Origin of the sequence: Sphingomonas sp. ERG5 (assembly GCF_000803065.1) — a bacterium.
GTDB lineage: Bacteria > Pseudomonadota > Alphaproteobacteria > Sphingomonadales > Sphingomonadaceae > Sphingomonas.
Map to the genome: position 1 here is coordinate 1 of NZ_JSXI01000012.1, position 18,021 is coordinate 18,021.

The 18,021-nt window shown below is 65.6% G+C and carries 18 protein-coding genes and 1 pseudogene; 10 read left to right on the forward strand and 9 right to left on the reverse strand.

The window, feature by feature from the left end:
• The 4 genes and pseudogenes from OO12_RS02530 to OO12_RS02545 all read right to left on the reverse strand — a co-directional run.
• Nucleotides 1-660 (reverse strand): annotated as a pseudogene (locus OO12_RS02530) (hypothetical protein); the annotation flags it as partial.
• A gap of 176 nt (nucleotides 661-836) precedes the next feature.
• Nucleotides 837-2,630, reverse strand: a complete 1,794-nt coding sequence (locus tag OO12_RS02535) for a vWA domain-containing protein (RefSeq protein WP_034157074.1) — start codon at nucleotides 2,628-2,630, stop codon at nucleotides 837-839.
• Between the two features lie 104 nt (nucleotides 2,631-2,734).
• Nucleotides 2,735-3,298, reverse strand: coding sequence for an RNA polymerase sigma factor (locus OO12_RS02540; protein ID WP_052215462.1), 564 nt, complete (start codon nucleotides 3,296-3,298; stop codon nucleotides 2,735-2,737).
• A gap of 134 nt (nucleotides 3,299-3,432) precedes the next feature.
• Complete coding sequence (locus tag OO12_RS02545) at nucleotides 3,433-4,443, reverse strand: zinc-dependent alcohol dehydrogenase family protein (protein ID WP_034157075.1); 1,011 nt, start codon at nucleotides 4,441-4,443, stop codon at nucleotides 3,433-3,435.
• Nucleotides 4,444-4,524: 81 nt separating this feature from the next.
• Here OO12_RS02545 and OO12_RS02550 point away from each other — a divergent pair, with 81 nt between their 5' ends.
• The 5 genes from OO12_RS02550 to OO12_RS02565 all read left to right on the forward strand — a co-directional run bounded on the left by OO12_RS02550 (nucleotide 4,525) and on the right by OO12_RS02565 (nucleotide 7,828).
• Nucleotides 4,525-5,466: a LysR family transcriptional regulator gene (locus OO12_RS02550; RefSeq protein WP_034157076.1), complete on the forward strand. Its 942-nt coding sequence runs from the start codon at nucleotides 4,525-4,527 to the stop codon at nucleotides 5,464-5,466.
• Between the two features lie 116 nt (nucleotides 5,467-5,582).
• Nucleotides 5,583-5,732: a hypothetical protein gene (locus OO12_RS28415; protein WP_160296718.1), complete on the forward strand. Its 150-nt coding sequence runs from the start codon at nucleotides 5,583-5,585 to the stop codon at nucleotides 5,730-5,732.
• A 1-nt stretch (nucleotide 5,733) separates the two neighbouring features.
• Complete coding sequence (locus OO12_RS02555; RefSeq protein WP_052215464.1) at nucleotides 5,734-6,039, forward strand: hypothetical protein; 306 nt, start codon at nucleotides 5,734-5,736, stop codon at nucleotides 6,037-6,039.
• Entirely contained in the window at nucleotides 6,036-7,550 is a 1,515-nt protein-coding gene (locus OO12_RS02560) for a PepSY-associated TM helix domain-containing protein (RefSeq protein WP_034157077.1), read from the forward strand. The genes OO12_RS02555 and OO12_RS02560 overlap by 4 nt, the downstream gene beginning before the upstream one ends.
• Nucleotides 7,547-7,828 (forward strand): DUF3325 domain-containing protein, encoded by a 282-nt coding sequence (locus OO12_RS02565; protein ID WP_052215465.1) that lies wholly within the window; start codon nucleotides 7,547-7,549, stop codon nucleotides 7,826-7,828. The genes OO12_RS02560 and OO12_RS02565 overlap by 4 nt, the downstream gene beginning before the upstream one ends.
• A 10-nt stretch (nucleotides 7,829-7,838) precedes the next feature.
• Here OO12_RS02565 and OO12_RS26650 read toward each other — a convergent pair whose 3' ends face one another.
• From OO12_RS26650 to OO12_RS02580, 4 genes are all read right to left on the reverse strand, one after another.
• Nucleotides 7,839-9,059, reverse strand: coding sequence for a serine hydrolase domain-containing protein (locus OO12_RS26650; protein WP_052215468.1), 1,221 nt, complete (start codon nucleotides 9,057-9,059; stop codon nucleotides 7,839-7,841).
• A 52-nt stretch (nucleotides 9,060-9,111) separates the two neighbouring features.
• Nucleotides 9,112-9,288, reverse strand: a complete 177-nt coding sequence (locus OO12_RS29025) for a hypothetical protein (RefSeq protein ID WP_235364660.1) — start codon at nucleotides 9,286-9,288, stop codon at nucleotides 9,112-9,114.
• Between the two features lie 205 nt (nucleotides 9,289-9,493).
• Complete coding sequence (locus OO12_RS02575; protein WP_082006308.1) at nucleotides 9,494-11,062, reverse strand: M20/M25/M40 family metallo-hydrolase; 1,569 nt, start codon at nucleotides 11,060-11,062, stop codon at nucleotides 9,494-9,496.
• Between the two features lie 209 nt (nucleotides 11,063-11,271).
• Nucleotides 11,272-11,760, reverse strand: coding sequence for a class I SAM-dependent methyltransferase (locus tag OO12_RS02580; RefSeq protein ID WP_235364661.1), 489 nt, complete (start codon nucleotides 11,758-11,760; stop codon nucleotides 11,272-11,274).
• A 348-nt stretch (nucleotides 11,761-12,108) separates the two neighbouring features.
• On the opposite strand from OO12_RS02580, the gene OO12_RS02585 reads away from it, so the two are divergent.
• Both OO12_RS02585 and OO12_RS02590 read left to right on the forward strand, forming a co-directional pair.
• The gene (locus tag OO12_RS02585; protein ID WP_034157079.1) at nucleotides 12,109-12,783 is read left to right on the forward strand and encodes a response regulator transcription factor; all 675 of its coding nucleotides are present in this window, start codon (nucleotides 12,109-12,111) and stop codon (nucleotides 12,781-12,783) included.
• On the forward strand, nucleotides 12,780-14,147 hold the full coding sequence (locus OO12_RS02590; protein WP_034157080.1) for a sensor histidine kinase: 1,368 nt from the start codon (nucleotides 12,780-12,782) through the stop codon (nucleotides 14,145-14,147). Before OO12_RS02585 ends, OO12_RS02590 begins: the two co-directional genes overlap by 4 nt.
• 44 nt (nucleotides 14,148-14,191) lie before the next feature.
• Here the strand turns inward: OO12_RS02590 and OO12_RS02595 are convergent, their stop codons facing one another.
• Entirely contained in the window at nucleotides 14,192-15,013 is an 822-nt protein-coding gene (locus OO12_RS02595) for a helix-turn-helix domain-containing protein (RefSeq protein ID WP_034157081.1), read from the reverse strand.
• Between the two features lie 80 nt (nucleotides 15,014-15,093).
• On the opposite strand from OO12_RS02595, the gene OO12_RS02600 reads away from it, so the two are divergent.
• The 3 genes from OO12_RS02600 to OO12_RS02610 all read left to right on the forward strand — a co-directional run bounded on the left by OO12_RS02600 (nucleotide 15,094) and on the right by OO12_RS02610 (nucleotide 17,561).
• Entirely contained in the window at nucleotides 15,094-15,663 is a 570-nt protein-coding gene (locus OO12_RS02600) for a DUF7010 family protein (protein WP_152616232.1), read from the forward strand.
• A gap of 130 nt (nucleotides 15,664-15,793) precedes the next feature.
• The gene (locus OO12_RS02605) at nucleotides 15,794-16,339 is read left to right on the forward strand and encodes a GNAT family N-acetyltransferase (protein WP_152616233.1); all 546 of its coding nucleotides are present in this window, start codon (nucleotides 15,794-15,796) and stop codon (nucleotides 16,337-16,339) included.
• 100 nt (nucleotides 16,340-16,439) lie between these two features.
• Nucleotides 16,440-17,561, forward strand: coding sequence for a dipeptidase (locus tag OO12_RS02610; RefSeq protein WP_034157084.1), 1,122 nt, complete (start codon nucleotides 16,440-16,442; stop codon nucleotides 17,559-17,561).
• Nucleotides 17,562-18,021 lie beyond the last annotated feature (460 nt).

Consider the following 18,021-nt stretch of genomic DNA (forward strand, 5'->3'; position numbering starts at 1 on the left):
GGGTGGAGGAGCGGGCGCCACGGTCGCAAACCGCCGGTCGCGTTCCGGACGGACCGGAGCGCTGCGATACTCCGTCTTCGCCTGGGCCTGTGGCCGTGACAGATAGCCCTGCATTGATTGCTGTTCGACAGGCGGCGGTGGCGGAAGAGCCTCCTCCGCTTTGGCATCCGCCGCGGTTACCGGTTTGGCCGGACAGTCGCCGCTTCCACATGGCGCATCGCCAGATTTGGCGGGCGCAACCATTGGTGAGGGAACGGAAGGCGCGTCGATTATTGGCGCTGGCGGCACCACTGCCGCCACCGGCGGTAGCGGCGGGACGTGTCGCTCGGGCACTGGGCCGGGCACTGGGCCGGGCGCTGGTCGGTCGCCGGCGCTGGTCGGCGTGCCGCGATTGATCGGGAGTCGGGGGTCGCCCGATTTCCAGATCGGCACGGCAATCACCGCGATCAGCGCAATGGTGACCAGGCCACCGATTTGCGGACGATTGACCCGTGCCCACCACGCCGTCGGCCTTGCCGCGCCGGGCCGCTCAGTTGGGCGGGGCGCTTCGCCCGATGCATCGAAACGCCGCATCGCTGCGTCGATCGCTGCATCGCGCCGCGCCGGCCGGGGCGGGGGAGGTTCAGGCAGCGATGCCGCAATGTCGTTATCGCTGCTCATTCATGGCCCCTATCGCGTATCATGCGTTCCGTCGGGGCGGAAAACATGCGGCAAGGCGACAATGGCCTGGCGCGGCAGGGGAGCGGGAAAGGCATTTGCCAGTCTTATAGCTTCAATTGCCGGCGGGTCGAATGCACGATCGCTGATGGCCGATCGTGCACTCGATTCCCGGTGCTTTACCGTTCGAGCCGGGCCATTGGCCCCGCGGCCTTGGCCGCGCGAACCATCTGAACCAGTTCCGAACGATAGCCGAAGTCATCCTCGCCGCGCGCCGCGGTCACGATCTTCAGCACATCGTCATAACTCATCGAGCCGTTATAGCGGCCGCCGCGCAGCAGTTCGGCAAAGGCCGCGACGCCGCTCGCGAAGCGAGCATCCTGTGGTGCGTCCTCGAACCGGCCGACTTCCGACTTGCGGTCGATCGGGGTCGAGATCAGCTGGCTCGTCTCCGATTTGGGCAGCTTGTAGCGGATCTTGACGAAGCCATATTCGCTGCCGCTCGCGGCAAGCAGCTGATTGGCGAGCGGTGTTGGCTTGGCATAGCGCAAATCGCCGATCGCGCGCGGGCCGCCGACCGGCACGACCTCGTACAGCGCGGTCACCGTCTGGCCCGATCCGACATCGCCCGCATCGACCTTGTCATTGTCGAAATCGTCGCGATTGAGCATGCGCGTCTCATATCCGATCAGGCGATATTCGGCGACGGTCGCCGGGTTGAACTCGACCTGGATCTTCACGTCCTTGGCGATCGGGAAGAGCGTCGAGGTCGCTTCGTCGACCAGTGTCTTTCGCGCTTCGCTGACCGTGTCGATATAGGCGGCCGCGCCATTGCCGTTCTGCGCCAGCGCCTGCATCAGCGCGTCATTGTAATTGCCCATGCCGAAACCGAGCACCGACAGGAACACGCCCTTGCCGCGCTGACGCTCGATATAGCCCTTGAGCTCGTCCTGGTTGGTGATGCCGACATTGAAATCGCCATCGGTCGCCAGGATGACGCGGTTGACGCCATTGGGGTCGATATTCTGTTCGGCCAGCGCGTAAGCCTGGCGAATGCCCTCCGCACCGGCAGTGCTGCCACCGGCGCCGAGCCCATCGATCACCGCGCGGATCCTGGCCTTCTGGCTGGCGGGCGTCGGCTCGAGTGCGGTGCCCGCGACGCCGGCATAGGTGACGATCGCGACGCGGTCGTCGCCGTCGAGCTGGTCGAGCAACATGCCGAGCGACTGTTTGACCAATGGCAGCTTGTTGGGCGCGTCCATCGATCCCGACGTATCGACCAGGAAAACCAGATTGGCGCGGGGCCGCGTCGTGCGCTGGATCGCATAGCCCTTGATCCCGATCCGCACGAGCTTGCGTCCGGCCGTCCATGGGCTGGGAAACACCGCGACATTGGTGCTGAACGGCTGCTGTGCGGAGCGCGGCGGCGCATAGTCATAGGGGAAATAATTGACCATCTCCTCCGTCCGCACCGCCGCGGGTTGGGGCAGGATGTTCTGGTTGAGCGAGCTGCGCACGAAGGAATAGGAAGCAGTGTCGACATCGATCGAGAAGGTCGAGACCGGCTCTTCGCGGACCAGCTTGAACGGGTTCTGCGATGTCGCGGTGAATTTGTCGCGGCCGACATCCTGGTAGGACGGCGGCATATAGGGGCGGGGTTCGATCGTCGCGATTTGGCCCAGCGTCACGCGCGCCATCGGTGAAGCCAGAGCGGGGGACGCCATCAGAACAGGCGGCGGAGGCGCGGCAGGCGGCGGCGGTGGAACCGGATAGGCCCTGGCGTCCGCCTGTTCATTTCGTCTGGTGCGGTAATCGCCCGTCACTTTCTGGGCGGTCACCACGATATTGTCACTACCGTCCGTCTCGGGCGCCTGTGCGGAGGCCGTGGCGGGTCCCTCGACGCCGGATTTGCTGCAGGATACGACAAGCATGACGGCCAGTCCGGCGGCGATCGCTTGGTGTAGGCGGGGCATAGGATTCTCCCTGGTGGCAGCGGCGCACTATCGTCCGCATGTCACTGGGACGCGCCTTCGCGGGAAATCCTTGGGTCCGATGCGAATTATTTTTCCGCGTGCCGTCAGCTACCCTGTTCCGCCGCCAGCAACCGCCGGACTTCGTGCATCCGCCACGAGACGGTTGCCTCGGCGACACCCAATATCTCGGCCGCCTCGGCATGAGTCAGTTGCTGCCCGGCGACCAGCACCGCCGCGTCGCGATAAGCGGGTTTGAGCCGGGCGATCGCGCTCTTGATCCACACCGCGTCATACAGGTCGCGGCCATCCGGCGCGCGTGCAAGGCCGGCCAGCACCGCCAGCCGTTCGGCAAAGCCGCTGAACGACCGGCGGCGGCGGCGAAAGTCGCGACAGGCGTTGAACACGATGCTGCACAGCCAGGTGGTGAATTTGGCCTCGCCCCGGAAACCGCCGATCTTCTCGACCAGGGTGCAGCAGACATCCTGCGCTATGTCATCGGCATCGGCGCGCGATCCGGTCAGCTGCCATGCCAGGCCATGGATGCGGTCATAATGCCGCCGCAGCAGTTCGCCGAACGCGTCGCGGTCGCCCGCCACCGCAGCGGCGAGCAGTTTGCTGTCCGGATCGCCGCCGATCCCCGTCCCGATCTGCGTCCCGATTTCCGACATGCCTCAGCGCCGGCCGCGCCGCGCGCCGCGAACATGCCGTTCCATCGGCCAGCCTGTCGCCGCATCCATCACGAGCCACGATGTGCATCATTCACGCGGCCGATGCCATCGCGGCCTTTTCATCGGCGTCGAAATCACCAGTCCAGGGTGAAGGCGATCTTCCCGAAATGGCCGCCGCGCTCCATCAGCCGATACCCTTCGGCCAGCGCGTCCAGGGCAAAGCGCCGTTCGATCTGCGGCGTGATGCGGTGCGCGTCGATCGTGGCGGTCGCGGCGGCCAGGTCGGCGACCGATCCGGTGTTGCTGCCCTGGATCCGCACGGCCTTGCCGATCACCGACAACAGGTCGATCCGCGTGTCGACGCCGCCGAGAAAGCCGATGGTGAACACCGTGCCGCCCTGGCGCACCGCGGCGACCGAACGTGCGATGCTGTCACCGCCGACCGTTTCGATCACCAGATCGGCGCCAACGCCATTGGTGCGATCGATCACGAACCGCTCCCAGTCCGGGTCGGCGCGGTAGTTGAAGGTCTCGTCCGCCCCCAATGCGCGGGCGGCGTCGAGCTTCGCGTCGGAGGACGAGGTGATGATCACCCGCGCGCCACGCGCCTTGGCCAGCTGCAGCGCGAAGATCGAGACGCCGCCAGTGCCAAGCAGCACCACCGTCGATCCCGGACCGACCGTGCCGGCGACCAACCCGTTCCACGCGGTGGTCGCCGCGATCGGCAGCGTCGCGGCCTCTTCCCAGCCAAGATGGCCGGGCAGCTTGACGACGCTCGCGGCATCAAGCTCGGCGACCTCGACCAGCGATCCGCGCAAGGTCACGCCACGCATCGCGCCGGCGGTTGCGGCGGTCGATCGCCCGGCGATCCAGTGCGCCTTGGGATGAATCGCGACCCGGTCGCCGGCCGTGACCTGCCACACCTCCGGCCCCACCGCGATCACTTCGCCCGCGCCGTCGGCGATCGGCACATTGGGATAGCGTGCGCCCGGATAGGCGCCCGTGGCGACGGCGAGGTCGAGAAAGTTGAGGCTGGCCGCCTTCATCCGCACCAGGATCCGTCCCGGACCCGGGTCGCTCGGATCGGGGTGCTGGATGCGGGTCAGCGCATCGAGTGAGGGCCGGGTGAGTTCGATCGCCTGCATGATACATCTCCTTGCCCGGCAGATATGGGACATCAACTACCGACTGGAACCCAGCAATCATACCGTTCATAGCTGCGTATCATGCAGCAATTACCACCGCCCGATTTCGCCGCGATCCAGGCCTTTGTCGCGCTGGCCGATACCGGCTCGTTTGCCGCCGCCGGCAAGATGCTGGGCAAGGACCCCACTGTCCTGTCGCGGCGGATAGCGGCATTGGAGGAGCGGCTCGGTATCCGGCTGGCCGAGCGATCGACCCGCCATGTCGCGCTGACCGAGGCGGGGCGGGCCTATCTCGCCCGGGTTCGCCCGCTGCTGCACGAACTGGAGACGGCGGACCGCGATGCGGCGGCCTTCGCCGATGGCGAACCGCGCGGGCATTTGCGGCTGTCGCTCCCCACCACGTTCAGCCGCATGTGGCTCGATCCGCTGATCATCGCCTTTGCGCGCGCGCATCCGCTGGTGTCGATCGAGGCGGAGTATAGCAATAATTTCGCCGGGCTGGTCGGCGAAGCGTTCGACGCTGCGGTGCGGCTCGGCGAATTGGCGGATTCGCGGCTGATCGCGCGCAAGATCGGCATGCGCCGGCGGTTGCTCTGCGCCGCTCCGGCCTATCTTGCCCGTCATGATCCGATCGAACGGCCGGAGGATCTGCTCCGTCACGCCTGCCTGACCTTCACCGGTCTGCGCGATCCGTTTCGCTGGGCCTTCAAGGGTCCGGACGGCGACCCGCTCGCGATCACGGTGACGGGGCCGCTGGCTTCGGACGATGCCGATCTGCTGCTGGCCGGGGCGCTGGCCGGGCTCGGCATCCTCTACACCACCGACTGGCATGTCGCGCCGTTGCTGCGGCGGGGAACGCTGGTCGAGATATTGCCCGACTGGCCGACCGTCGATCGCGGTGCGATCTACATCGTCACGCCCGCCGCGGGCGGCACGCCAAGCAAGACGCGCGCATTCTCCGACTGGATCGCCGACGGTCTCAACCCGGCGCCGTGGCTGGCGGGCCGGCACGGCGGCACCTGAGCAACCTTTTCCTGTCGGATCGCGCCCGAGCAGGCAATCAGGTCGGTTGTCGCATTATCCGCTCTTGAGAGGCATTATCATTTTCCCTATGGCGACGCCGCACAAGGGGACAGATGGTGGACAGATTCGGGCTTGCCGCGACGACGGCCGTGATGATCGGCAGTGGCGGGGCGGGTGTGCCGACCCCGATGCCGGGAAGCGCGGATGGATGGGGCACGCCCGGCCAGCCGCGCCATGTCCGCCTGACGATCGCGCGGCGCTTCTGACATGGCCTTGCCCAGGGCAGGTGTGAAAAACGAGCGGGGCTGGCCGCTGGCCGGGCGGCTTGCCGCGATTCCGGGTGGTTATGTTCTCGCATCGCTCGCGGTCGCCTGTCTTGCTCGACTGCTGCCGATCGCGCGGGTCGAGGCGGTGACGATCGCCATGCTCGCTTTCTTCGCCCTTTATGCCGTGCTGCTGATATGGGCCTTTGCCGCGCGTAGCGTCCTGCGGCTGTGGTTGTGGATGGGCGGTGCGTCGCTCGTCCTCGGCGTGACGCTGGCCGTGTCGATCCTGCTTGGGGGCCGCGCATGAAGACCGGGTTCCGGCAATCGATGGCGGGACTGCACACCTGGTCGGGGCTGCTGCTCGGCTGGTTGTTGTTCGTCATGTTCGCATGCGGCAGCGCGGCCTATTTCCAGGAAGAGATCACGCGCTGGATGCAGCCCGAAGTGATCGCCGCGCCCGATCAGGCGTCGGCGGTGAATGCGGCGCAGCGCTGGCTGGCGCGGCGCGCGCCGAATGCGCCGAGCTGGTTCATCACGGTGCCCGGCAAGCGCAGCGCCGTCACGCAGCTATACTGGGAAGCGCCCGAAGGTGCCGCGCCCGATACGCCGACCGAAGCGCAGCTTGACGGCACGGGCCGCGAAGTGACCGCGCGCGCCACGGCGGGCGGCTATTTCCTCTACCGCTTCCATTATGACCTTCATTATCTGCCGGTGATCTGGGCGCGCTATCTGGTCGGCGTCGCGGCAATGTTCATGCTGGTCGCGATCCTGTCGGGAATCGTCACGCACAAGAAGATCTTCATCGATTTCTTCCTGCTGCGTTTCGGCAAGGGGCAGCGCAGCTGGCTCGACGCGCACAATGTCACCGCGGTGCTCGCGCTGCCCTTCCATCTGATGATCACCTATACCGGGCTGGTGTCGCTCGCGTCGCTCTATGTGCCCGCGCCGATCGCCGCCGCCTATCCCGACGAGGCAGCTTATTATGCCGAGGCTTTCCCGCAACCGGTTGCGGGCGCGAAGAGCGGCCCCGCGCCGCTGGCGCCGCTCGCGCCGATGATGGCGGCGGCGCGGCGGCAATGGCATGGCGCGGAGATCGGCTATATCAGCGTCACCCATCCCGGCGACCGGACGGCGCGCGTCGCGATCACCAGTTCCCCCTCGGGCAGCATGGACACGCGCGGGGAGACAGTCAGTTTCGACGGCCTCACCGGGCGACCATTGGCGGCGGCGGCCCCACGCGGTGCGGCGCGGCTGACCGAGGGTGTGATGATCGGCCTTCATGCGGGTCGCTATGCCGATATGCCGCTGCGCTGGCTCTATTTCGTCTCGGGCCTGTTCGGCACGGCGATGATCGCGACCGGGTTGGTGCTGTGGACGGTCAAGCGCCGCACGCGGTTGCCCGATCCGGCGCGGCCATATCTCGGCTTCCTGATCGTGGAGCGGCTCAATATCGGCGTCGTTACGGGCTTTCCGCTCGCCATCGCCGGCTATTTCCTCGCCAATCGCCTGTTGCCGGTCGATCTGGCGGCGCGCCCCGATCGCGAGATACTCGCATTGTTCGTCATATGGGGTGCAGCGCTTGGCTGGGCGGTGCTGCGCCCGGCGGCGCGCGGCTGGATCGAGCTGTCGGCCGCTTGCGCGCTGGCCTTTGCGGCAGTGCCATTGGTCAGCGCCACGGTCACCGGGCGCGGCCTGCCCGCCAGCCTGATGGCGGGAGACGCGATGTTCGTCGCCTTCGACAGCGTGATGCTGCTGTTTGCCGGCGGGTTCGGCGCGCTGGCCTGGATCCTCGCCAAGCGGAGGAGGCGCGCCGCATGACGATCGCCGGTTATCTTGCGGGGCTGGTCCTGGCCGTTGCCGGCTTCCTGCTGCTGTGCCTGTCCAACCCGCGTCACCAGCGCGTGATGGCCGGCCGCCAGCTCGCGCCGCGCACCGCGACGCGGCTGCGCCAGGGCGGCTTTTGCCTGATCGGCGCCGCCTTTGTCGCGGGCTGGGCGTGTCTCGGCATGGCGCGCGGCACGGTGGTGCTGGCGGGTGAACTGACGCTGGCGGCGACGATCATCGTGGCGTTGCTCGCGCGCAAGGCGGCACGCTAGCTCGCGCCGGTCATTTGGTATCGTCGGTCGGCATCCGTTCATGCAGCACGGCCTCGACCAGTCCGCGATAATAGCCCGCGACCAGCGGCTCATTGCCGATCAGCTCGATCGCGCGGGTGATCGCGACCCAGCCATTCGCGCCATTGACGAAAATGACCGCGCCATCCTGCGTATCCGGTGAGACATAGACCAGGTCGGTCTGCCCTTCGTCATTGCCGGTATGCTGCAGCACGACATGCCGGCCATAGCGATGCACTTGCCAGCCAAGCGCATAGCCATAGGTATCGGGGCAGCGCGCAACCACCGCGCGCGGACAGCCATAAACCGCATCGCCGTCGAGATTGGTCAGGATCGTCTCGCGCGCGCGTCGCCCCGCCGAATCCCGCCCGCCGTGCGCGATCAGCCTGGTCAGGAAGGATGCATAGGCCGGCACGGTGGTGATCAGGTCATAGGCGGCACCGACGCCGCTGCCCGTCTTCAATCCCGGATAGAGCGTGTCGATCGCGCCGAACGCCCCGGCCTTGTCCACCGGCAGTGCGAGATGGCCGGCGGTCCAGGCCGGCAATTCGGCGACCGCCATCTCATCGATCCGCATCGGCGCGAACAAAGTCTCGGCCGCGAGCGCGCGCAATGTCTTGCCGGTCTTCGCCTGGGCATAGCGCGCGGCAAGTTCGACCCCAGCGCCGGAATAGCGATAGCGCGTGCCCGGATCCCAATCGAATGCCAGCCGGCCATTGTCATAATCGTCGGGCCAGTTGCGCAAGCCGGAGCGGTGCGACAGCAACAGCCGCGCCGTCAGCACGCGGTAGCGCGGATCGGCTGCGAGATCGGCATTGGCGACATAGCCGGCGATCGGCTCATCGAGATCGATCCGCCGCGCCGCCGCCAGCGCGATCAACGTCTCGGCCGTGACCGTCTTGGCGATCGATGCGGTATTGAACGCGGTGCGCGGCGAGACCGGCACGCCCGGGCTTTGCTCGCCATAATAGCCGGTCCACACCACGCGTCCGCGGCGGATCACCGCGATCCCCATCCCGCCAAGCTTCTGCTCGCGCAGCAGCGCCGGCATGACCCGGTCCATCCGCTGTTGCAGGGTGAGCGGACCGGCTTCGCGGGTGCTGGCGCAACCGCTGGTGACGATCAGGATCGAGAGAAACAGCAGCACGCGCATGACCGGGCCATGAGCCGGGGAAATGGTCGGGGACCGGTCGGTCGGCTTGGCGGGCGTCATTCGCGGCCAGCGTATCGGGGCATATGCCGCGAAGCAATCCACACGCCCTCGTTCAGCCAGACGGCACCGAATCGCGCGTCGCGCCCGACATGTCACCCGGTTTGCCTGCTGTTTTTGCTGTTAAGTCGACGGAAATTTTTTCCATGCTGTTAAGTTGGATTTGAGGTCCGGATTTTCGTCCTGTTTTCAAAAGCCTGGTCGCCAATATGCTGTTATTGAATAACAGCATGGAACAGCACGCATAACAGCATGGAACAGCATGCTGTTTTCGCGCAACGGCGCGCTCGAACGTTCGGTATCTTGCCAGTCATGTGAAAGAGCGGGGCCAGGACACCGGCTGGCATCCTGTCCGCCGCCACGCTGTCACGATCCACTGCGGCGTTGAATCAACGCCGAACGAACCGCCCATCGCCCCGGTCAGGCCATGCGCGCGCTCACCCCAGCGCGGCGATCTCATACATCAGATCGACATAGGCCATGCTCTGCGCGGTCAGATTGGCGACCTTCGGATTGGTCGGCTCGATCACGAAATATTCGTCCGGCGCATGCGCGCCATTGCCGGTGCCGATGCCGAACTGCGCCGCCGGCAAGCGCAACGGATCGCCAGTGAACACCACTCCCGGCCACGACCCCGCCGAGCGCACCGACAGTGCATAGGGCACGCCCGCGCGCGTCAGCACGGCCTTGTGCGCCTTGATCAGCGACGAATCCTCGGGTGTCTGCGTTGGGCCATAGCCGCCGGTCACATTCACCTCGATATCGGGAAAGCCCTTCCTGACCAGATGCGCCTTCAGTTTGGCGACGCTGTCGTCCCGCGTCATGTCGGGCACCAGCCGCATCTCGACCTTGGCGACCGCACGGTGCGGCAGCACGGTCTTGCCGCCCTGGCCGGTATAGCCGGCGACCAGCCCCTGGATGTTGATCGTCGGCTGCGACGCCAGCCGCTCGAGCGACTGTTCCCAGGTCTCGTCGTTGATCCAGCGCTGCACGCCCATCGCCTTCTTTGCCTCGGCCTCGCTGTTGCTGCGCGCGGCCTCCGCGATCAGCGCCTTTTGCCGCGCGGTCAGTGGCGTGACGCGGTCGAGATACCCCTCGACCGCCGGCGTATGTCCGTCCGGCCCCATCAGCGTGTTGAGCGCCTGGACCAGCCGCCACGCCGGGCTGTCGACCCGCGCGAACTGGCTCGAATGCAGGTCGTTCGCCGGCCCGCGGCCCCAGGTCTTGCTGTCCGACACGATCTCCATCTCGACCGCGCCCTTCGCGCCGAGCGAGATTGTCGCATTGCCGCTCGGCCCCTGGCCGGCGGAAGGGATGATCACCCCGGCGCATTTCTTCATCGCCGCCAGCACTTGCGGGTCGCGGATCGCGGTCAGGAAATTGGGCGAGGCGATTTCCTCCTCACCCTCCGCGATCAGCACCAGATTGACCGGCAGTTTGCGGCCCGACGCCTTGAACGCATGCAGCGCGGCAAGGAAGGCGCCCTCCGGCCCCTTCTGGTTGACCGCGCCGCGCCCCATGATGACCTTGCCCACGCCCGGCCGGTCGACCAACCGGCCCTCGAGCGGCGGCACCGACCATTCCTTGGGGTCGAACTGCTTGACGTCGTACATGAAATAGATGCCGAGCCATTTCGGCGCTCCGACATCCATCACCCCGAACACCGCGGGCACGCCCCCGGTCGGCACCGCGCGCACCCCGGTAAAGCCCGCTTCCTGCGCCAGCCGCGACATATAGGCGACGCCTTCATCGACCTGGAAACGCTCGGCGGCGATGGTCGGATGCTTGATCCAGTCCTGGATCCGCGCGACGGCGGCGTCATGGCCTTTCTCCACGGCGGCGCGGATCACGGCCATGTCGTCGCCGCGCGCGGCGAAGGCGATGCCGGGGGCGAGCGTCGCCGCGCCGGCGGCGGCAGAGCGGAGAAGGGCGCGGCGCGTCGGGGTGAAGATCTCGCCGTCGTGATCCCCGTTACGATTTCCGTTGCGATCCCCATTGCGATCCATGGCCTGCTCCCCTGTCATTTGGTTTTGCGGCATAGAAGTCGGCGCGGCGGCGCAGGTCAAGGCCAGGTCGACGATGCGTGGATATTGAGCATTGCATATCGCCCGGCAGGCACAGTTCGAGCCGGCGAACGGGAGCGGTGCCGGGGTGCCCCCGCCGACCTGATCGCGGCGGTCGCGGCCCTGCTGTGAGACGGTCTGAATTTCCATGATCATCCCTTGGAAAGGGCGGGCGAGCGTCTGGCGATCCGGTAAACCGATGCCGGCGGGAGATTGCGAAAGGTCCGGCCGATATAGAATGCTTCCAGGTCCAGACGATCCAGCACCGCGCGCGGAACCGGGCAGCGCAGGTGATAGGTGATCTGGAAAAACGCCCCTTCCGGTCGGAGGAATCGGAACGCGCCGTCAAGAATGGCGGCGACTTTTTCCTGCGGCATTGTCGAGAGGCCGAGGCCGCTGACGACCGCGCCGGCGGACCTTTCCTTCAAATCCGCGAAGCTGCACAGATGCGCTGCGTCCATCTCCAGAATCCGCGCCTGCGGGAAGCGTTGGCGCAACAGGCTGGCGAACTTCGCGCCAAATTCGACCAGGATCAGGTCCCTTTCACGGACGCCGCGTTCAAGAAGGGCATAGGTGAATGGCCCGGTGCCGGGCCCCAGTTCGATCACGGGGCCCGCAATCGGGCTGATTTCCCCGGTCATGAGCGCGGCGGCGGTGGCGCTCGATGGTGCAATCGCGGCAACACGCGCCGGATTGCGCAGCCATGAGATCAGAAAGGGGACGATATCAGGAAGGGACATGTCGGCACTCCATCAGCCATGGGGAGAAGAGCCGGCGCAACAGTCGGATGTGCCGTTTCCTCACGCCGACGCGGGAAGAGCGCCGGCGGAGTGCGTGTTTCACGCCGGGATTGAGGGAGCCTGTCATGCCCTGGTTGTTCCGGAGGATCGGCGGCATCGGCACGGCGTCCCGGCAAATGACAGCTTCCCTCAATGAAGCTGTGTTACGAATGCCCTGCGTCGGGACAGTGCGCGGGGTGAAGTGTTGGCATGCGGGTGTTGCTGGTCGAGGATGAAAGGGAGCTGGCGGAGGCGCTGAAAACCGTATTGGCGCGTCACCGGATGATCGTGGATCATGCCCCGGATCTGGCCGAAGCCATATTCGTCCTGAACGATGCGGTCTATGATGTGGTCATCCTCGACCGGCGGCTTCCGGACGGTGACGGGCTCTCGCTCATCCCGGTGATCCGATCATCGGGCAACAATGTGCCCGTTCTCGTCCTGACGGCGCTGGACGATCTTGCGGACCGCGTCACGGGGCTGGATGGCGGCGCCGACGATTATATCGGCAAGCCTTTCGCGCTTGAGGAATTGCTCGCCCGCATTCGCGCGCTTTCCCGCAGGCCGGCCGCGGTGCAGTTCGACGTGGTGACCGTCGGTCGCTTGTCATTCGACCTGGCCCATCGCGAAGCCAGCATTGCGGGAACGCCGCTGAATATGCCACGCCGCGAGTTGCTCGTGCTCGAGGCGTTGATGCGGCGCATGGGACGGATGGTGCTGCGCACGGTCCTGATGGAATCCGTGTTCAGCCTCGATGACGAAATCCAGTCCAATGCGCTCGATACGCATATCTCGCGCCTTCGCCGCAAATTGCTCGATGCCGATGCGGGCGTGACCATCAACGGCATTCGCGGCGTTGGATATCTGTTGCGGGAAACGCAATGAGCGCGGGTGCGCCGCCATCCTTCAAATGGCGTCTGGTCCGCTGGCTGGTGATCTTCGAGGTCGGGACGATCATGCTGGCCATCGCCGTCATGGTCGGCCTTTTATGGGCGACGGGCTATCTCATCGACGGTTATGAGAATGGCAATGTGGATGTCCTGAAGGACGCCATTGCCCGCAACCGTCGTGGTGCGCTCATCCTCCGGGAAACGCCCGAACTCGCGCGGCTCCGGAAAGAAACCGGCGCCATCTGGTTCGTCGCGCGGGACGGCGCGGGTCATCATCTTTCCGAAGGCATCGTGCCGCCCGAATTCGCGTTTGCGACGGTTGGCCTTGGTCGCATGAACGATGCGCGCTTCAGGCTCGCGCCCGACCGGAATGCGCGACCGGAGGCCGTGGTCAAATGGGTCGAAACGCCGGCTGGCAATGTCCAGATCTTCACTGGAACCGAAGGGCATCTGACTCTCGACCGGCTCCTGCTCGGGACATCGGGCGCCTTCCTGTCCATTTTTGTGCCGATGCTGCTGGTGGTCGCGCTGGCGACCGTCATCGTCACCCCCATTGTCGTGAGGCGGATGCTGGCCGGCCTCTCCCACGCGGCATCCCATGCGGCGCGGATCGAGTTCGATCAGCGCGGCATTCAGATGCCGGTCGAGAATATCCCGCGGGAATTCCTGCCGCTCGTCAAGGCCGTCAATGACGCTCTTGCACGCCTGGATGAGGGCTATACGCGCCACAAGCGTTTCCTCGCCCAGGCCGCCCATGAACTGCGTACGCCGATCGCGATCCTCAATACCCGGGTCGCATCCCTTCCTTCCAGCGCGGAGAAGATGCGCCTGACCGAGGATGCGGCCCGCCTTGCCGTGCTCGCCGGGCAACTTCTCGACCTGCAACGGCTCGATCAGCGGACCAGCTCATTCTCGTCCGTCGACCTGAATGCATTGGCGCGGCGGGTCATTGTCGATCTGGCGCCGCTCGCCTTCGCCGCGGGATATGAGGTGTCGTTCGAATCCGGGGACGAGATCGTGGCGGTCCTTGGCGACCATTCCTCGCTCGAACGCGCGCTGATGAATCTTGTGCAGAACGCCATCGAGCATGGCGGGCGGCAGGGGAAGATCACGGTTCGCGTGACGGACCCGGCCTGTATCGAGGTGTGCGATGAGGGGAACGGCATTCCGCCTGGGCAGCGTGAACAGATTTTCGAACCGTTCAGTCGCCTGCATCCGGCGGGCAGGGGCGCCGGGCTCGGCCTGAGTCTGGTCAGGGAGATCGTCCAGCTCCATGGCGGCCAGGTCGCGGCCATCGACAGGTCGCCAAAAGGCGCGTGCCTGCGCATCAGCCTGCCACCGGCGGCGCGCGAAGCATGACCGGCCGGGTCGTCGCGGCGGGAAGGCCGGTAAAGCGACCCGCTTCAGGGAGCGCCCGGCAGGCTGTAGATGAGCGTGTCGCCGCTCGCTGCCTTGCGGCGCTGAAAGTCGCGCGGGGTAAGGCCGGTCAGCAGCCGGAACTCGTTGTGAAAATGCGCGTCGTCGAAAAATTCCAGGCGCACGTCATGTTCCTCGCCTTCACCCCAGGCAAGCGGATGGAGCGCGCGCATCGACCGATTGAGCCGCGCAACCCGCAGCATCCGTTTGGGCGAGACGCCAAGTTCGGCGCGGAAATGATTGCGCAGGGTGCGCTCATTGACCTCGAAATGACGCGCGATCGCGGCGATCGAGCCCGGTATCCGGCCTGAGGTCATGCAGTCCGCGACCTCATGCACATAGCCTGTCGGCCGCACGTCGCCCGGACGAACAAGGCCGCGAAAATAGCTTTGCAGGATCGCGCATCGCTCCGCGAACAGACGCGCCGTTTTCAACCGGTGCAGCAGCCGCGCGCCATTGTCGCCGAGGCGGTCGAGCAGGTCGAGGCGCGTTCCGGTGGCGCTGAGCGCGATGCGCGGCGCCAGCAATTCGGCGCCGCGATAGGTCAGCACCGCAACCAGCGCGTGAAGACATCCCTCCGGCCGGGTCACCCGCGTCCGCGCGTCGAAACCCCAGAGCGAGAGATGCGGCATGCATTCGAAGCCGCCATCCTGGGCAAAGCCATAGTCCGCACCCAATGTGACATGGAGCAGGGGGCGCCCGACGGGCAGTTCGAGCGACAGCCCGGCCGGTACCCGGTCGCACCGTTCCACCATGCCGGTCAGGAACGGGCGCAGGTCCGCATCGGCGGGCTGCCAGCAAACATGCATGGGGGGTATCGGCTTTCCGATTTTTCCAATCCTCCTGCGCATCAGTCTAGCAGAAGGCATGGGGAGAGAGGAGAATGGTCATGACCTTCGACGAGATGCGCGCCGATTTCATCATCCGCCGCAAGGGATCGCTCGCATTGCCGATCACTGGCGTGCTCGTTTATTCGGCGATCGCGTTGCTCAGCCTGGCGGTCGATCCCCGGTTGCATAATCTCGTGCTGGCGCTGGGCTTCTGGACGATCATGCCGGTGGGGTTCCTGATCGGCCGGCTGCGCGGCGAGGATATGAGCACGCCGCCCGAGAACCCGCTGCTGCGCCTGTCCGCCAGCGCACGGGTCATGGCGCTGGCGACGTGGGCGATCCATATCCCGATCTGGATCCATGCACCGGCCCTGTTCCCGATCAGCGTCGGCATCGGATTTGCGCTGCACTGGGTGATCTTTTCATGGACCGTCGGTCATCCGCTCGGGTTCGTCCATCTCGGCATGCGGATCATATTCGTCCTGACAGCCTGGCATTTGTGCACGGCGAACAGGATGGGCGCGGTCTGTGCCGGTATCGCGCTGGCCTATGCGATCTCCGTGGTGCAGCTGAGCCGGGTCGACTGGCAAGGCCGGCTGGGGCTGAGCTTCGATCCGCGTCGCGCCTGATCCGAAGCGGGACGAGTCACGGCCGGCCACCCGGCGAGTCCGCGCGCTGCGCCCGCGTGACGCCTGGCATCCCGCCTCAGTACGGCCCCAGTGACCCGGTATCGGCGAGGCTCGGTTTGGAGCAATGAACATGGGATTGTCGGCACCGCTTCTCGATGCCCCGATCGGCCTGATGCCGTTCGATGATCGTCATATCGAACCGCTGCGCGCTGCCTGCGCACAGGACAGCGAAATCTGGGACATCTATCCGCTCTCCCTGCTGGGCGATCGTTTCGACGGGTCGATCGCCTTGCTGGCGATGATGCCGAACTGGGTGCGGTTCGCGGTGCTGGACGGGGAGACGGTCGTCGGCATGACCAATTTCATCCTGTCCGAGCTGCAGCCGGGACTCGTCGAGATCGGCGGGACCTATATTGCCCCGTCCGTGCGCGGAACCTCGTTCAATCGAAGGATGAAGATGCTGCTCATCGAGCATGCGTTTTCCAACGGGTTTCATACGATCGAATTCAGGGTCGACACGCGCAACGGCCGATCGATGCGCGCGGTCGAAAAACTCGGCGCAAGACGCACCGCGACGCTCGAACGGAATATGACGACCTGGACCGGTTATGTCCGCGATACCGCGGTTTTTCAGCTGACGCGGGAGGACTGGGCCTCTTTCCGGCGGCGCGAATGAGGCGCTGGCATCCCGATTCCACGCGACCGAAACCGCCAGACCAAACACACCTTGCTCCCTTCGCACCACGCAGGCACTGTTCCCAAAAGGGGAGAAGTCCATGGATCGCCGCACCGCACTGAAATTGATCGCCGCAACACCTTTGGTCTTCGCGCCATCAATGGTGCGCGCGGCCGAATATTCCGATGCGGCATGGCGCAAGGCGATCGTCATCGATGGACTCGGCGCGCCTTCCGATCCCGATTATGTCGAGGGGCGGACGCGCTATACCGCCAGGGGGCGGGCGGAATTGGCGAGCAGCGGCATCACTGCGATCAATTGCACGGTCGCGGAGCCCGGCAACATTCCGAACGCGTTCGAACTGGCCGTGGGCGGCATTGCGGAGCTCGACCGGACGGTCGCGGACAATGGCGACCTGTTCGTCAAGGCGACGCGCGCGGCGGACATCCTGGCCGCCAAGCGCGACGGCAAGGTCGCGCTGGTGTGCGGGTTCCAGGACACCACGCCGATCGGCCCGCAACTCGATCGTATCACGCTGTTCAAGAGCCTTGGCGTGCGCATCATCCAGCTGACCTATAACCGGCGCAACCTGTGCGGCGATGGTGCGCTTGAAGCGGCCAATGCCGGCCTGTCGACGCTTGGCCATGAGACGATTGCCGCGCTCGAAAAGGCGGCGGTGCTGCTCGACCTGTCGCATGGCGGCCAGCGCACCATCGCCGAGGCGATCGCCGCGTCGAAACGCCCAATGACGATCAGCCATACCGGGTGCCGCGATCTGCACGACAATCCCCGCAACGTCCGCGACGCGGAACTGAAGGCGATGGCCGACAAGGGCGGCGTGGCCGGCATCTTCTTCATGCCGTTCCTGGCCCCGTCGGGCAAACCGACCCGCGAAGACCTGATCCGCCACCTCGACCATGCCGTGAATGTCTGCGGCGAGGACCATGTCTCGATCGGCACCGATGGCGGCACCAGCGCGATCGTGATCGACGACAAGATGCGCGCCGAGCAGAAGAAATTCTACGAACAGCGCGCGGCACAAGGCATCGCCGCGCCCGGCGAAGGTCCCGACGTGTTCAACTATGTCGGGGATTATAACAGCCCGTTGCGCTTCCGCATGCTGGCGGACGATTTGACCGCGCGCGGCTGGAAGGCGGCGCGGGTCGAGAAGGTTCTGGGCGCGAATCTGATGCGGCTTTGGGGAGACAGTTGGGGTGGGTGAGGGTGGCGCAGCGCTTTTTTTGAGCGAGAATCTTACCGGCATTCCTGAATCATAATAGCACGTCTGTTTTCCAGACCACGAATTTGCTCATATAAGTAAATGCCCTCACTATCGAACTCACGAGTACGGCGACGTTTGCTTCGCGCAAACTCTATCGCTTGTGATTGAACAACAGCTTGGCGATCATCCAACAGCCTAAGGGCAAGGCGGCAATCTTTAGCGTCTCGCGCCCGAATGAGAGCCCGGACAAATGCTCCCTCGGATTGCAGCTGTTCCATGGTTTGTGCCTGTAGGCCGTCCGCGCTGAGCGCCAGGAGAATAGTGCAGGCTACAGAAACCGTTTGCCTCACCCCACACTCCCCAAAGGCCAAACCGGCACGCCGTCGCAGCCATCACGCTTGCAGTCAGCAAAAGTGGCAGCCTTTCTGAAGGTCTGCGACGGGGCGATAGCGGCCATTCT